This is a genomic window from Streptomyces sp. NPDC016677 (assembly GCF_055562815.1).
Genome location: NZ_JBVHEO010000015.1, coordinates 52,094 through 66,111 on the forward strand (window position 1 = coordinate 52,094; position 14,018 = coordinate 66,111).

Annotated in this window: 11 protein-coding genes; 7 read left to right on the forward strand and 4 right to left on the reverse strand. The window is 71.5% G+C overall.

Features of this window, described 5'->3' with window-relative positions; genetic code table 11:
• Window position 1: 1 nt before the first annotated feature.
• Window positions 2-1,735, reverse strand: a complete 1,734-nt coding sequence (locus tag ACZ3IG_RS29340; RefSeq protein ID WP_467435821.1) for a dihydroxyacetone kinase family protein — start codon at window positions 1,733-1,735, stop codon at window positions 2-4.
• Window positions 1,732-3,099 carry an MFS transporter gene (locus ACZ3IG_RS29345; RefSeq protein ID WP_467435822.1) on the reverse strand — a complete coding sequence of 456 codons (1,368 nt, stop codon included), beginning with the start codon at window positions 3,097-3,099 and terminating at the stop codon, window positions 1,732-1,734. Before ACZ3IG_RS29345 ends, ACZ3IG_RS29340 begins: the two co-directional genes overlap by 4 nt.
• Window positions 3,100-3,331: 232 nt before the next feature.
• Between ACZ3IG_RS29345 and ACZ3IG_RS29350 the strand changes: the two genes are divergently transcribed.
• The 3 genes from ACZ3IG_RS29350 to ACZ3IG_RS29360 all read left to right on the forward strand — a co-directional run bounded on the left by ACZ3IG_RS29350 (window position 3,332) and on the right by ACZ3IG_RS29360 (window position 5,924).
• The gene (locus tag ACZ3IG_RS29350; RefSeq protein ID WP_467435824.1) at window positions 3,332-4,093 is read left to right on the forward strand and encodes a FadR/GntR family transcriptional regulator; all 762 of its coding nucleotides are present in this window, start codon (window positions 3,332-3,334) and stop codon (window positions 4,091-4,093) included.
• Window positions 4,094-4,222: 129 nt separating this feature from the next.
• On the forward strand, window positions 4,223-4,885 hold the full coding sequence (locus tag ACZ3IG_RS29355) for a GAF and ANTAR domain-containing protein (RefSeq protein ID WP_467435948.1): 663 nt from the start codon (window positions 4,223-4,225) through the stop codon (window positions 4,883-4,885).
• A 208-nt stretch (window positions 4,886-5,093) separates the two neighbouring features.
• On the forward strand, window positions 5,094-5,924 hold the full coding sequence (locus ACZ3IG_RS29360) for a ribonuclease BN (RefSeq protein ID WP_467435825.1): 831 nt from the start codon (window positions 5,094-5,096) through the stop codon (window positions 5,922-5,924).
• 34 nt (window positions 5,925-5,958) lie between these two features.
• Here the strand turns inward: ACZ3IG_RS29360 and ACZ3IG_RS29365 are convergent, their stop codons facing one another.
• Window positions 5,959-7,005: an SDR family oxidoreductase gene (locus ACZ3IG_RS29365; RefSeq protein WP_467435826.1), complete on the reverse strand. Its 1,047-nt coding sequence runs from the start codon at window positions 7,003-7,005 to the stop codon at window positions 5,959-5,961.
• Window positions 7,006-7,203: 198 nt separating this feature from the next.
• Window positions 7,204-8,193, reverse strand: a complete 990-nt coding sequence (locus ACZ3IG_RS29370; protein ID WP_467435827.1) for a LacI family DNA-binding transcriptional regulator — start codon at window positions 8,191-8,193, stop codon at window positions 7,204-7,206.
• Window positions 8,194-8,506: 313 nt separating this feature from the next.
• On the opposite strand from ACZ3IG_RS29370, the gene ACZ3IG_RS29375 reads away from it, so the two are divergent.
• From ACZ3IG_RS29375 to ACZ3IG_RS29390, 4 genes are all read left to right on the forward strand, one after another.
• Complete coding sequence (locus tag ACZ3IG_RS29375; protein WP_467435828.1) at window positions 8,507-9,433, forward strand: carbohydrate ABC transporter permease; 927 nt, start codon at window positions 8,507-8,509, stop codon at window positions 9,431-9,433.
• 7 nt (window positions 9,434-9,440) lie between these two features.
• On the forward strand, window positions 9,441-10,394 hold the full coding sequence (locus ACZ3IG_RS29380) for a carbohydrate ABC transporter permease (RefSeq protein WP_467435830.1): 954 nt from the start codon (window positions 9,441-9,443) through the stop codon (window positions 10,392-10,394).
• A gap of 99 nt (window positions 10,395-10,493) precedes the next feature.
• Window positions 10,494-11,834 carry an ABC transporter substrate-binding protein gene (locus ACZ3IG_RS29385; RefSeq protein ID WP_467435831.1) on the forward strand — a complete coding sequence of 447 codons (1,341 nt, stop codon included), beginning with the start codon at window positions 10,494-10,496 and terminating at the stop codon, window positions 11,832-11,834.
• 78 nt (window positions 11,835-11,912) lie between these two features.
• The gene (locus tag ACZ3IG_RS29390; RefSeq protein WP_467435832.1) at window positions 11,913-13,961 is read left to right on the forward strand and encodes a beta-galactosidase; all 2,049 of its coding nucleotides are present in this window, start codon (window positions 11,913-11,915) and stop codon (window positions 13,959-13,961) included.
• Window positions 13,962-14,018 lie beyond the last annotated feature (57 nt).

Consider the following 14,018-nt stretch of genomic DNA (forward strand, 5'->3'; position numbering starts at 1 on the left):
CTCAGTGGTGGTCGATCAGCACGCCGTGCACGGCGCGGGTGATGAGGGCGAGGGAGTGGGCCCCGGCGTCCGGGGTGCCGAGGGACTTCTCGGCGTGCGGGCGGGCCCGGCCCTTGCGGGGCAGCAGGTCCGCGGTGGCGGCGGCGGCCCGGGCGGCGGCGGTGGCGGCCCGGTCCCAGGACGCGGTGAGCGCGCCGCCCGCGGCCACGGCCTCGGTGAGGGTGCCGGCGAAGGGCACGAGCACGTCGACCATGGTCTTGTCCCCGACCTCGGCGCCGCCGAGCCGCTGTACGGCGGCGGAGGCTTCCGCGACGCCTTCGGCGACCCGGGCGGCGGTCGGGGCCTCCTGGTCGCCGAGAGCGGTGGCGACGGAGCGCAGGATGGTGCCCCACAGGGCGCCGGAGGTGCCGCCCGCCTTGTCGGCCCAGGCGTCGGCGGCGTGGGTGAGGACGGTGGCGGCGCCGGCGCCCAGCTCGTGGGCGGCGCGGGCGGCCTCGCGGGCGGCGGTGGAGCCGCGCCGCATGCCGATGCCGTGGTCGCCGTCGCCGGCCACCGCGTCGATCCGGCCGAGTTCGTCGACGTGGGTGTCGACGGTGGCGGCCACCGCCTCCAGGGCGGCCAGGACGGTGGCGGCGGCGTCGCGGGAGGCGTCGGAGGCGGCGGGGATGCTCTGGTCGTCGGTCTCGGCGGCGGTCACGGCCCGGGCGGCGGGCGCCTCGGGCGCGTCGAGGGCGCCCTTGCGGTAGGCGGGGGTGTCGGCGGGGGCCCGCCACAGGTCTTCGAGGAGGTCGTCCAGCCAGGTGAGGGTGAGGGAGACACCGGCCATGTCGAAGCTGGTGACGAGTTCACCGACCTCGGGGTCGATCGTCTCGACGCCGGCTTCCGCCAGGAGGGCGGCGGCCTTGCGGTAGACGACGAACAGTTCCTCGTACTTGACGGAGCCGAGGCCGTTGAGGATCACCGCGGCGCGCTGTCCGGAGGGCCCGGCGACGTCCTCGGGGAGTTCCTTGAGCAGGGTGGAGACCAGGAGCTGGGCCGCCTCGTCGGCGGTGGGCAGCTTCTCCTCGCCGATGCCGGGCTCGCCGTGGATGCCGAGGCCGACGGCCATCCTGGCCTCGGCAACGGTGAACAGGGGGTGGTCGGCGCCGGGGAGGGTGCAGCCGGAGAAGGCGATGCCGAAGGAGCGGGTGCGGGCACCGGCGTGTGCGGCGACGTCGAGCACCTCCTTCAGCGGCAGGCCCCGCTCGGCCGCGACCGCCGCCGCCTTGAAGACGGGCAGGTCACCGGCGATGCCGCGGCGCTTGTCCGCCTCGCCGGGGCCGGCGCTGGCCACGTCGTCGGTGACGGCGAAGGTGTACGTCTCGATGCCGTCGGCGGTCAGCCGTTCGGCGGCCTGGCCGAAGTGCAGGACGTCTCCGGCGTAGTTGCCGTACATCAGCAGCACACCGGCGCCGCCGTGCGCGGCGCGGGCGACCGAGCGGATCTGGGCGGCGGAGGGCGAGGCGAAGACGTTGCCGACCGCGGCGCCGTGCGCCAGGCCCCGGCCGACCAGGCCGGAGAAGGCGGGGTAGTGGCCCGAGCCGCCGCCGATGACCACGGCGACCTGGCCCTCGGGGGTGCCCCCGGCGCGGACGACGCCGCCGGTGACGGGCCGTACCCAGCGCCGGTGGGCGGCGGCGAAGCCCTCCAGGGCCTCGTCGGCGAAGGCGGCGGGGTCGTTGAACAGGCGGGTCATCGAAGGGCCTCCATGCTCTGGTGCTCGGGGTCGGGGGCCGGTTCGTCGGTGCGGTGGCGGCTGGAGAGCCAGATCATCAAGGCGGCGGACAGCAGCATGAAGAAGCCGACCAGGTAGAGCGGTACGTAGTAGGCGCCGGTCCAGTCCTTGAGCCAGCCGGTGATGTAGCTGGAGGCGAACCCGGCGATGTTGCCGGCCGTGTTGATCAGGGCGATGCCGGCCGCGGCGGCGGCCCCGGTGAGGAACCGGGAGGGCACCGACCAGAAGACGGGCAGGGCGGCGAAGATGGCGCACGCGGTCACGGTGATCACGGCGACCGTGGCGGTGGGTGAGCCCATGTAGAGGGCGACGGGGATGGAGAGACCGCCGACGACCGCGGGGCCGGCCACGTGCCAGGTGCGGGTGCCGTGCTTGGTGGCGTGCCGGGTCCAGAAGAACAGCACGATCGCGGCCGGCAGATAGGGGATCGCGGTGATCCATGCCTTGTCCATCACGCTGAACGTGGTGTCGTACTGCTCCTGGAAGCCATTGATGATCGTCGGCAGGAAGAAGGCGAGGGCGTACAGGCCGTAGACGAAGCCGAAGTAGACGACGGCCAGGGTCCAGACGCGGCCGCTGGTGAAGGCGCGCTTGAGATCGCCCTTGGCGTGGCTGCCCTCGTGGCCGGTCTTCTGGGCGTTCTCCGCGGCGAGTTCCCGGGTCAGCCAGTCCTTCTCGGCCGGCGTCAGCCACTTGGCGTCGGCGGGCTTGTCGATCAGGTAGAACCAGGCGATGACGCCCAGCAGGATGGCGGGGACCGACACGAAGAGGAACATCACGCGCCAGCCCTCAAGGCCGAACAGGCCGTGGTGGCCGATGAGCCAGCCCGCCAGCGGGGCACCGAAGACCGTGGTCAGCGGCTGCGCGAGGTAGAACAGGCCGAGGATCTTGGTGCGGTGGCGGGAGGGCACCCACTGGCTGAGGAACAGGATCGCGCCGGGGAAGAACCCGGCCTCGGCGACACCGAGCAGGAAGCGCAGCGTGTAGAGCTGACCGCTGCTGCTCACCCAGGTGAACAGCAGGGAGACGATGCCCCAGGTCACCATGATCCGGGCCAGCCAGCGACGGGCTCCGAAGCGGTGCAGGGCCATGTTGCTGGGGACTTCCAGGACGATGTAGCCGAGGAAGAAGATCCCTGAGGCGAATCCGAACTGGGCGGCGGTCAGGGCCAGGTCCTGGCCCATTCCGTTCGGTTCGGCGAACGAGACGGCCGTGCGGTCCAGATAGTTCACGAAGAACATCAGGGCCACGAACGGCACGAGGCGTACCGAGACCTTCTTGATGGCAGTTCTCTCGACTGCCGCGGCTGGCGCGTCGGCACCCATGGCGACTCCTCGGCTCGCCCGGACAGCTCCGTCCGGGATGGCTCACGCCGGTGGCGCCGTCGAGGCGGCCGACCGGATCGCTCTCACGCTATGCCGCCGATCTAAATTGGTCACCAATTTACCAGTGTGGTGACCGTCATAGATTTCCGAACGGCCCAACTCTTGACAAACCTCACCCATCCGGCCGATGAACCGGCTGGTCAAAGCGGGTGCGGCGGCATCTGGTTGACTGGTGACCGTGACCAGTCAGCCTGATCAGCAGTCTCCGGACGCCGCTCCCGACCTGGCGCGGCTGCTGCGCCCCGTGGTGCGCGAGTCCTCTGTCAGCGAGGTCGCCAAGCGGCTCCTCGACCACCTCTCGGCCGGACACATCAAGCCCGGTACCCGGCTGCCCGCCGAGCGGCAGCTGGCCGAGGCGCTCGGGGTCGCGCGCTCCAGCGTGCGCGGGGCACTGTCCGCGCTGGACGTGCTCGGCATCATCGAGATCCGGCCCGGTTCCGGCTCGTACGTGCGCGAGGGCACCTCCGAGTTCCTGCCCCGGGCGATCAACTGGGGGCTGATGCTGGGCCAGCGGCGCACCCAGGACCTGGTCGAGGTACGCACCTACATGGAAGGCGTCTCCGCCCGGCTGGCCGCCGAGCGGGCCACCGACGACGACATCGCCCTGCTGGAGGAGCACCTCCAGCGCATGCGGGAGGCGCGCGGCGACGTCACGGCGTTCATCGACGCGGACATCGCCTTCCACCTGGAGTGCGCCCGCATCGCCCGCAACAGCGTCCTGAGCGACATCCTGCACAGCATCCGGGCCCTGCTCCAGGTCTGGATGGAGCGGGTCAGCGACATCGAGGGCACGGTCAGCGGCACGCTGTGCGAGCACGACGCGGTACTGGAGGCGATCCGCGCCCGCGACCCGGAGGCCGCCGACCGGGCCATGGCGGAACACATGCGCATGGCCAGCGCCCGGCTGCGCGCCTCGGTGGACGGCGAGGTCTGAGCCTGCCCGTCCCGTTGCCCGTCCCGTTTCCGGGCAGGCGTACCCGGTCGGGTCCCGGCATGCTGGGTGCCGGGAGGACCGGTACGGCGGAAGGCGGGCACGGTGGACTGGCGTGAGTTCGGGGAGCGGATGGCGCTGCTGGCGCGGGATCTGCTGGCCCAGGAAACGGTGGACGACACCCTGGGACGGATCACCCACGCGGCCACCGAGCTGGTCGAGGGCTGCGAAGCCGCCGGCATCCTCATCGTGCAGGCGGGCCGGGTGCGGTCGGTCGCGCCGACCGACCAGGTCGTGGTCGACAGCGACCGGCTCCAGGAGCGCCTCGCCGAGGGCCCCTGCTTCGACATCGCCCGCTCCGTCGCCGACGAGCGGGGCTTCCGGATCACCGACTTCAACGACGAGCCGGAGCGCTGGCCCGCCTACGTGCCCGCCGCGCGCGAGCTGGGCCTGGGCAGCATGATGGGCATCCTGCTGTACACGGACGACGAGGAGCTGGGAGCGCTGGACTTCTACTCCCGCCGGCCCGGCGCCTTCACCGAGGCCAGCGAGACGGCGGGCTGGCTGCTGGCCTCGCACGCCGCGGTGGCGTTCTCCAGCGCCCGCAGCCACGCCCAGATGCAGCAGGCGATCGACACCCGGCACACCATCGGTGAGGCGATGGGCATCCTGATGGGCAGTCACCGGCTCACCGAGGAGCAGGCGTTCGGCGTGCTGCGCCGCTACTCCCAGGACCACAATGTGAAGCTGCGGGACGTGGCCCGGCGCGTGTGCGAACTGGGCCGCCTGGACTGAGTCCGGCCCCCGGTACGGCGTGCGGCGCACCGGCGCACCCGCGCGGCGAGCGGGGTGCCCGGCGCCGGGCTAGGTTGGTGCAATCGGCCCGGTCCGGACGGCCGCGCCCACGAGCCGTCCCGGGAACCGGACCGACGACCGAGGCCGACGACCGACGGCCGAGGACCGAGGACCGAGGATTCAGGACCGCTTGGAGGAGCGCCTTTCCGTGAACCGGTTCCTGAGCCCTTTCCACTCCCTGTGGGACAGGCTGGCCGCCACCGCCCTCGTCCGGCAGGCCCGGGAGCTGGAGCTGATGCACCGGGCCATGGGTTTCGCCACGATCGCGCTGGTCACCCTGGCTCCGCTGCTGATCGTGGTGGCCGCCGCCGATCCGCTGGGGCGCGGCGGGTTCGCGGCGTGGCTGGCCGACGGCATGGGGCTGTCGGGGCGGTCGGCGCGGGTGCTGACCGAGATCATCAGCCCGCCGCGCGAGATCATCGGCACCACCAGCATCTGGGGTGGTCTGCTGCTCGCTGTGTTCGGGGTGTCCTTCGCGGCGAGCGTGCAGAACGGCTACGAACGGATCTGGGGCCTGCCGTCCGGCCCCTGGCACCGGGTCTGGCGCCAGCTGGCGTGGGTGGCGATGCTGACCGTGTACCTCTACCAGGAGGTGCAGACCCGGACCGGGCTGCACGGCACCGCGCGGATCGTGCTGTCCACGGTGACCGGCACGCTGTTCTTCTGGTGGGGCCAGCACTTCCTGCTGGGCAGTTCCGTCCGCTGGCGGGACCTGTTCCCGGGGGCGCTCGCCACGATGGTGGGGCTGATCGGCCTGCGGGGCTTCTCCTACCTGGTGTTCACCCCGCTCATCCTGGACAACGCGATCAGCTACGGCACGGTGGGCACCGTGCTCGTGGTGGAGTCCTGGCTCATCGGGGTGGGGTTCGTGGTCTTCGGCGGCGCGCTCGCCGGCCGCTGGTTCCACGAACACCACTGGCTGCCCCGCCGCGAACGCGACGCCGCCGACACGGACACGGACCCTCTCGGCGGTGAGTGACGTGAGCGGGGGCCGATGTCCCGCCGTGCCGTCCTCAAGACCGCCGCCGCACCCCGCCCGTCACCGCCGCCGCGGCCGTCGTGGCGAGGCCCGCGCCCACGGCGAGGGCGCCCCGGTGGCGGGAGAGCCACAGTTGCAGGCTGCGCGGGTGGGCCTCGTCGTCGAAGGCGCCGCGCGCCCCGAAGTCGGTGCCCGCGGTGTCGTCCGGGGGGTCGAACAGGTTGACCGGCCGGCGGGCCGGATCGACCGGTTCGCCGGTCTGCTGGGAGTCGTACCCGGTGCGGGCCAGGTAGCGGTCGAGGAGCGCCGGGGCGATCCGCTGCCCGATCAGCGTGGCGACGGTCGAGCCGCCGATCCAGTGCTCCCGGCGCCCGGGGTGGTCCACGGCGTGCAGGACGCCCTCGGCGGCCACCTCGGGCTGGTACACCGGGGCAACCGGGCGGGGATGCCGGGGCAGCCTGGTGAGGACCCAGCTGAACTGCGGGGTGTTCAGGCCGGGCAGCTGGACCATGGTGACCCGCACCCCGCTGCGGTCGTGCAGCAGCTCGCACCGCAGGGAGTCGGTGAAGCCCTGGATGGCGTGCTTGGCCCCGCAGTACACCGACTGGAGGGGCACGCTGCGCTGCGCCAGCGCCGAGCCGACCTGCACGATCGTGCCCCGGTCGCGGGGCCGCATCCGGCGCAGCGCGGCCTGCGTGCCGTACACGAAGCCGAAGTACGTCACCTCGGTGGCCCGTGCCAGCTCCTCGGGCCGTACCTCGTCGGCGGGCGCGAACACGGTGGTGAAGGCGGCGTTCACCCACACGTCGACCGGCCCCAGCTCGTCCTCGACCCGGCCCGACGCGGCGTCCACGGCCGCCGCGTCGGCGACGTCCACGACGAGCGGCAGTGCCCGGCCGCCCGCCGCCCGCACCTCCTCGGCCGCCCGCTGAAGGCCCTCGCGGCCGCGGGCCAGCAGGGCGACGGAGGCGCCGCGTGCCCCGAAGGCCCGGGCGGTTGCCCGGCCGACCCCCGCACTGGCCCCGGTCACGACCACCACGGGGGCGGCGCGGCGGGCCGTTCGGTCGGCGGTGTGGGCCATGGGAACCTCCCGGTCACGGACGGAGACGGCGAGTGCCCGGGTTGCCGTGACCGGTTGGCCGTAAACCGGGGGCTCCCCGGACCGCGACTCACGGGCACGACGGCGCGTATCCGGAGGCCATGACCGGCCCGTGAACCGGGCACACCACGGCGCCTCCCGGTCCCGGACGGCACGAGCACACCCCCGTGGACCGGGCGGTCAGCGGCCCCGCGGCGGTGCCGTGCTCGCCCGTTCCACCAGCCGGGTCGGCACCAGGGTCGTGCCCCGCTCGGGGGCGCCCTCGCGCATCTGGCGCAGCGCCGCCTCCACGCACAGCCGGCCCACCTCGGCGAAGTCCTGGTGCACGGTGGTCAGCGGCGGCAGGAACACACCGGCCTCGGGGATGTCGTCGAAGCCGATGACGCTCACGTCCTCGGGCACCCGCCGCCCGCTCTCGTGCAGGGCGCGCAGCAGCCCCAGTGCCATCTGGTCGTTGGCGACGAAGACGGCGGTGCACTCCTCGCGTGCCGCCAGCTCCAGCCCGGCCCGGTAGCCGGACTGGGCCGACCAGTCGCCGCGGACCGGGGGCGGCGGGGTGCGGCCCGCCTCGGTGAGGGTCGCGCGCCAGGCGTCGGCGCGGCGCTGGGCGGCGTAGGAGTCCTCGGGCCCGGCCAGGTGCCACACCGTCTCGTGGCCGAGGCCGAGCAGGTGCCGTACGGCGGCGCGGGTGCCGCCCGCCTGGTCGGTGTCGACGACCGTGTAGTGGTCGCCGGCGTCGGAGTCCACGACCACCACCTGCACCTGCGGCGGCAGGGTGACGGTGGCCGCGTCCAGCAGGTGCACCTCCATGATGACGATCACCGCGTCGACGGCGAGTTCCTCCAGGCGGGTGAAGGCCCCGCGCACCTCGTCCTGGGTGGGCACGGCGACCGGCAGCAGGGTCACCGCGTACCCCTCGTGCGCGGCGGACTGGGCGATGGCCTCCAGGGTGCGCACGTTGCCGGTCGTGGACAGTGTGAAGGTGATCACTCCGATGGTGCGGAACTCACCGCTCTTGAGCGCCCTGGCCGCGCTGTTTGGCCGGTAACCGAGCTCCTTCATGGCCGCCCGCACCGCCCGCCGGGTCTCCTCGGTCACCCCTGCGTACCCGTTGGAGACCCGGGAGACGGTCTGCGAGGAAACCCCCGCCAGCCTGGCCACATCCGCCATGGAGGCGTTCTGCGCCCGGCCGCCGCGCCTGCGCCGGGGGCCTGTTCCGGAAGCTCCGGCGAATCCCGCCGGTGCGGGCGTGCTCGTCGTGGCTCGCTCAGCCATGTCCACTCGCCGTCCGCCGCCTTTCCTTGTTCGTGCGGGGCTCGCACGGGCCGCTGCCCGAGAGGCCCTTGACCGTCTTGACCGGAGCACGGTAGACATGCCGCCTACCGGATGTTCACGTAAACCTAACAACCCCAGCCCGTCTCCGCGCTGTCGATGTTTACGTAAACATCGCGAGTTCAGCATATGAACCCCAGCAAGGAACGAGATGACGACGCTGCACCCCCCAGCGGCCTCCGGACCGCGTCCCGCACCGCCCAAGGCGCGCCGGGACCGCCGGTCCTGGACCGGCTGGGGCTTCATCGGCCCGTTCGTGGCCGTGTTCGCCCTGGTCTTCCTCGCGCCGATCGCGTACTCGATCTACCTGAGCCTGTTCCGCGAGCAGTTGATCGGCGGCACCACCTTCGTCGGCCTGGACAACTACCAACAGGCCCTCGACGACGACCGGTTCTGGTCCGCCCTCGGCCGCGTCACGCTCTTCCTGGTCGTGCAGGTGCCGATCATGCTGGGTCTCGCGCTGCTGGTGGCCCTGGCCCTGGACAGCGGGCGCCTGTACGGCCGGGACTTCTTCCGGATCTCGATCTTCCTGCCGTACGCCGTGCCCGCCGTGGTCGCCACCCTGATGTGGTCGTTCATGTACGGCACCCGCTACGGCCTGGTCGGTGACATCAACGACGCCCTGGGCATCTCGCTGCCCGACCCGCTCGGCGCCGACCTGATGCTGGCCTCCATCGGCAACATCGTCACCTGGGAGTTCATCGGCTACAACATGCTGATCTTCTACTCGGCGCTGCGGGTGATCCCGAACTCGCTGTACGAGGCGGCGCAGATCGACGGCGCGGGGCAGTTCCGGGTCATCACCGCCATCAAGCTCCCCGCGATCCGCGGCGCCCTGGTGATCGCCACGATCTTCTCCATCATCGGCAGCTTCCAGCTGTTCAACGAGCCGAGCATCATCCGGCCGCTGGCGAGGAACGCCATCACCACCGACTACACGCCGAACTTCTACACGTACTCGCTGTCCTTCAACGGACAGCAGCAGAACTATTCCGCGGCGGTCGCCATCATCATGGGGCTGATCACCATGGTCATCGCCTACATCGTCCAGCTGCGCGGCACGCGCAAGGGAGTGTGAAGCAGCGATGACCAGTCCTGTCACCACCGCCTCGGGCCGTCACCACGCCGCCCCGTCCGGCCGTTCGCACGCCGCGCCGCCGCGGCTGCGCTCCCACCGCCGCCGGCCGTCGCCCGGCAAGCCGAAGCGCAGTGTCCTGCTGACCGTCCTCACCGGCCTGGTGCTGCTCTACGCCCTGGTGCCCCTGCTCTGGCTGCTCATCAGCGCCACCAAGACCCAGGAGGGGCTGGGCGGTTCGTTCGGCCTGTGGTTCGACGACGACTTCGCCCTGTGGAGCAACATCGCCGACACGTTCACCTACGACGACGGTGTGTTCACCCGCTGGCTGCTGAACACCCTGATGTACGTCGTCCTGGGCGCGGGCGGCGCCACCTTCCTCGCCGTGCTCGGCGGCTACGCCCTCGCCAAGTACCAGTTCCCGGGAAAAAAGGCCGTGTTCGCCGTAGTGATCGGCGCGGTCGCGGTGCCGACCACGGCGCTGGCGGTGCCCACCTTCCTGATGTTCAGCAAGATGGGGCTCACCAACACCCCTTGGGCAGTCATCATCCCGTCACTTATTTCGCCGTTCGGTCTGTACCTGATGTGGGTGTTCGCCACCGATGCCATACCGACCGAACTGATGGAAGCCGCCCGTATCGACGGCGCGAGCGAGGCTCGAACTTTCTTCCGGGTTGCACTGCCGCTGCTGGCTCCCGGTATTGTGACGGTCCTGCTGTTCACCATGGTCGCGACATGGAACAACTACTTCCTGCCGCTGATCATGATCAAGGATCCGGACTGGTACCCCCTGACCTTGGGACTGAACGCCTGGAACGCTCAAGCCCAAACGGCCGGCGGCGAAGTGGTGTTCAACCTGGTCATCACCGGATCTCTGATCACCATCGTGCCCCTGGTCGCCGCGTTCCTGCTGCTCCAGAGGTACTGGCAGTCCGGGCTCGCCGCCGGGAGTGTCAAGGAGTGACGGCAGCTCCCCCCAGCACGAACTCCCCCCACGCATGTTCCTCGTTCTGCACACCCCCGACAGGGCCGAACCCGGCCACAAGGAAGTGGAAGCTCGACCATGCACAAGCACTCGCGCCGACTGCTGCGCAGCATCGGACTCGTCTGCGCTCTCGCGCTGGGAGCCACCGCCTGCGGTGACTCCGACGGAGAATCGAGCGGGAAGTCGGTCTCCGAGTCCGACATCAAGGCGGCTCTGGAGAAGGGCGGCGAGATCACCGTGTGGGCGTGGGAGCCCACGCTGAAGAAGGTGGCCGCGGACTTCGAGAAGGCGCACCCGAAGGTCAAGGTCAACCTGGTCAACGCCGGCACCAACGCCGACCAGTACACCGCCCTGTCGAACGCCATATCGGCGAAGAAGGGCGTCCCGGACGTCGCGCAGATCGAGTACTACGCCATCGGCCAGTACGCGCTGTCCAAGGGGCTGACCGACCTCAGCGAGTTCGGCGCGGGCAAGCTCGCCGCGCACTACTCCCCCGGCCCGTGGTCCGCGGTCCAGTCGGGCACCGACGGGGTGTACGCGCTGCCCATGGACTCCGGTCCGATGGCGCTCTTCTACAACAAGAAGGTCTTCGACAAGTACGGCATCGAGGTGCCCAGCACCTGGGACGAGTACGTCGAGGCCGCCAAGAAGCTGCACGACGCCGACCCCAAGGCGTACATCACCGCCGACGCCGGTGACGCGGGCACCACCACCAGCCTGCTGTGGCAGGCCGGTTCGCGCCCGTACTCGGTGACCGGCGGCACCAACGTGAAGGTCGACTTCTCCGACCAGGGCGCCACCACCTACAGCGACACCTGGCAGAAGCTCCTCGACGACGACCTGGTCGCCCCCATCGCCGCCTGGAGCGACGAGTGGTTCAAGGGTCTGGCCGACGGCACCATCGCCTCCCTGGCCACCGGCGCCTGGATGCCCGCCAACCTGGAGTCGGGCGCCAAGGACGCCTCCGGTGACTGGCGGGTCGCCCCGCTGCCGCAGTGGAAGGAGGGCGGCAAGTCGAGCGCGGAGAACGGCGGCAGCTCGCTGGCCCTGCCGGAGCTGGGCAAGAACGAGGAACTGGCCTACGCGTTCGTCGAGTACGCCAACTCGGGCAAGGGTGTGCAGTCCCGGCTGGAGGAGGGCGCCTTCCCGGCGACCACCGAGGACCTGCAGTCCTCGACGTTCCAGGAGACCAAGTTCGAGTACTTCGGCGGCCAGCAGGCCAACAAGATCTTCGCCGAGTCGGCGGCCGACGTCGCGGACGACTGGTCGTACCTGCCCTTCCAGGTGTACGCGAACTCGATCTTCAACGACACCGTGGGCAAGGCCTACGTCTCCGACACCAAGCTGAGCGACGCCCTGAAGTCCTGGCAGGACGCCTCGGTCAAGTACGGCAAGGAGCAGGGCTTCACCGTCGAGTGACCCGACAGCTCGACTCCCGGGGCGGCGCGGCGAGTCCGCGCCGCCCCTTCGCACATCTGCACCTCTGGAAGGACCGCCATGATCTCCACTCTCCTGTCGCGCCCCGGCGGCCCGGACGACGACGACCGGACCCCCCGCCTCCTCTTCGGTGCCGACTACAACCCCGAGCAGTGGCCCCGCGAGGTGTGGGACGAGGACGTCCGGCTGATGCGCGAGGCCGGCGTCAACGTCGTCTCGGTGGGGATCTTCTCCTGGGCCCGGCTGCAACCCGGCCCGGACCAGTGGGACTTCGGCTGGCTCGACGAGGTCATGGATCTGCTGCACGCGCACGGCGTCGGGGCCGACCTGGCCACCGCGACCGCCTCCCCGCCGCCGTGGCTGACCACCGCCCAGCCGGAGATCCTGCCGGTCACCGACCGGGGCGAGACGGTGTGGCCCGGGGCCCGGCAGCACTGGCGGCCCACCTCACCGGTGTTCCGCGAGCACGCGCTGCGCCTGGTGCGCGAGCTGGCGACGCGTTACGCCGCCCACCCGGCGCTGGTCGCCTGGCACGTCTCCAACGAGCTGGGCTGCCACAACGTGTACGACTACTCCGACGACGCGGCCCGTGCCTTCCGCACCTGGCTGCGCGCCCGGTACACCTCCCTCGACGCCCTCAACCACGCCTGGGGCACCGCGTTCTGGTCCCAGCGCTACACCGACTGGGACCAGATCCTGCCGCCCCGGCTGGCCGGCTCCCACCCCAACCCGACGCAGCAGCTGGACTTCAAGCGGTTCTCGTCCGACGCGCTCAAGGACCACCTGCGGGCCGAGCGCGACATCCTGCGGGAGATCACCCCGGACATCCCGGTCACCACCAACTTCATGGTGATGGGCGGCACCAAGGGCATGAACTACGCCGACTGGGCGCCGGAGATCGACTTCGTCTCCAACGACCACTACGTGCACCCCGGTCCCCAGGACCGCGACGAGCTGTCCTTCTCCGCCAACCTCACCAGCGGCATCGCCGGCGGGCGGCCGTGGTTCCTGATGGAGCACTCCACCAGCGCGGTGAACTGGCAGCCGGTGAACGTGGCCAAGCGGCCGGGCGAGCTGGCCCGGGACGCGCTGCTGCACGTGGCGCACGGCGCAGACGCCGTCTGCTACTTCCAGTGGCGGCAGTCGGCGGCGGGCGCCGAGAAGTACCACTCGGCGATGGTCCCGCACGCCGGCCCGGACAGCGACCTGTTCCGCGCGGTGGTGTCCCTGGGGCAGACCCTGAAGGCCCTGGCGCCGGTCGCCGGCAGCGAGCGGGAGGCGGCCGAGGTCGGCATCCTCTTCGACTGGGAGTCGTGGTGGGCGAGCGAGCAGGACTCGCACCCCACCTCGCTGCTCGACTACCGCCAGGAGGCCCTGGACTGGTACTCGGCGCTGCTGGCCCTCGGCGTCCGGGCCGACCTGGTCACCACCGGCGCCGAGCTGAACCGCCACAAGGTGCTCGTCGCGCCGGTACTGCACCTGGTCCCCGCCGACCTGGCCAAGGAGCTGACCCGGTACACCGAGCGGGGCGGCCACCTGGTCACCACGTACTTCTCCGGTGTCGTCGACGAGAACGACCACGTCTGGCTGGGCGGCTACCCCGGCGCCCTGCGGGAACTGCTCGGCATCCGCATCGAGGAGTTCGGGCCGCTGCTCGACGGCGACACGGTGCGGCTCGACGACGGCACACTGACCGGTTCGCTGTGGACCGACCGGATCACCGTCACCGCCGAGGAGACCGAGGTGCTCGCCCGCTACGGCACGGGTGACCACGCCGGGCGCCCGGCCGTGACCCGGCGGCCCGCCGGCGACGGTTCGGCCGCCTATGTCTCCACCCGGCTCGGCGTCGCGGGGCTCACCGAGCTGCTCCCCCGGCTGCTGGAGGCGGCCGGGGTGGCGAGCGACCTCCCCGCCGGGCTGCGCGGACGCGTCGAGGCGACCGTGCGGCGCGGCCCGGACGCCCGGTTCCTGTTCCTGGTCAACCGCACCGACGACACGGTGCCGGTGCCGGAGCTGCCCGGCGAGATCCTCACCGGCACCACCGGCGCCGACGGCACCCTCGTCCTCGGCCCCCGCGAGGTCGCCGTACTGCGGCAGCCCGACGCCTAGCCGCACCCGCCGTCCGCGCGCTCCCCTCAGGGGGCGCGCGGACCCGCACCCGACCCA

Excerpts from the sequence above, each read along its gene's own strand:
- ACZ3IG_RS29370 (WP_467435827.1), bottom strand. The coding sequence starts at position 8,193 with ATGGCGGATGTGGCCAGGCTGGCGGGGGTTTCCTCGCAGACCGTCTCC.
- ACZ3IG_RS29385 (WP_467435831.1), top strand. The coding sequence starts at position 10,494 with ATGCACAAGCACTCGCGCCGACTGCTGCGCAGCATCGGACTCGTCTGC.
- ACZ3IG_RS29380 (WP_467435830.1), top strand. The coding sequence starts at position 9,441 with ATGACCAGTCCTGTCACCACCGCCTCGGGCCGTCACCACGCCGCCCCG.
- ACZ3IG_RS29375 (WP_467435828.1), top strand. The coding sequence starts at position 8,507 with ATGACGACGCTGCACCCCCCAGCGGCCTCCGGACCGCGTCCCGCACCG.
- ACZ3IG_RS29355 (WP_467435948.1), top strand. The coding sequence starts at position 4,223 with ATGGCGCTGCTGGCGCGGGATCTGCTGGCCCAGGAAACGGTGGACGAC.
- ACZ3IG_RS29390 (WP_467435832.1), top strand. The coding sequence starts at position 11,913 with ATGATCTCCACTCTCCTGTCGCGCCCCGGCGGCCCGGACGACGACGAC.
- ACZ3IG_RS29345 (WP_467435822.1), bottom strand. The coding sequence starts at position 3,099 with ATGGGTGCCGACGCGCCAGCCGCGGCAGTCGAGAGAACTGCCATCAAG.
- ACZ3IG_RS29340 (WP_467435821.1), bottom strand. The coding sequence starts at position 1,735 with ATGACCCGCCTGTTCAACGACCCCGCCGCCTTCGCCGACGAGGCCCTG.
- ACZ3IG_RS29365 (WP_467435826.1), bottom strand. The coding sequence starts at position 7,005 with ATGGCCCACACCGCCGACCGAACGGCCCGCCGCGCCGCCCCCGTGGTG.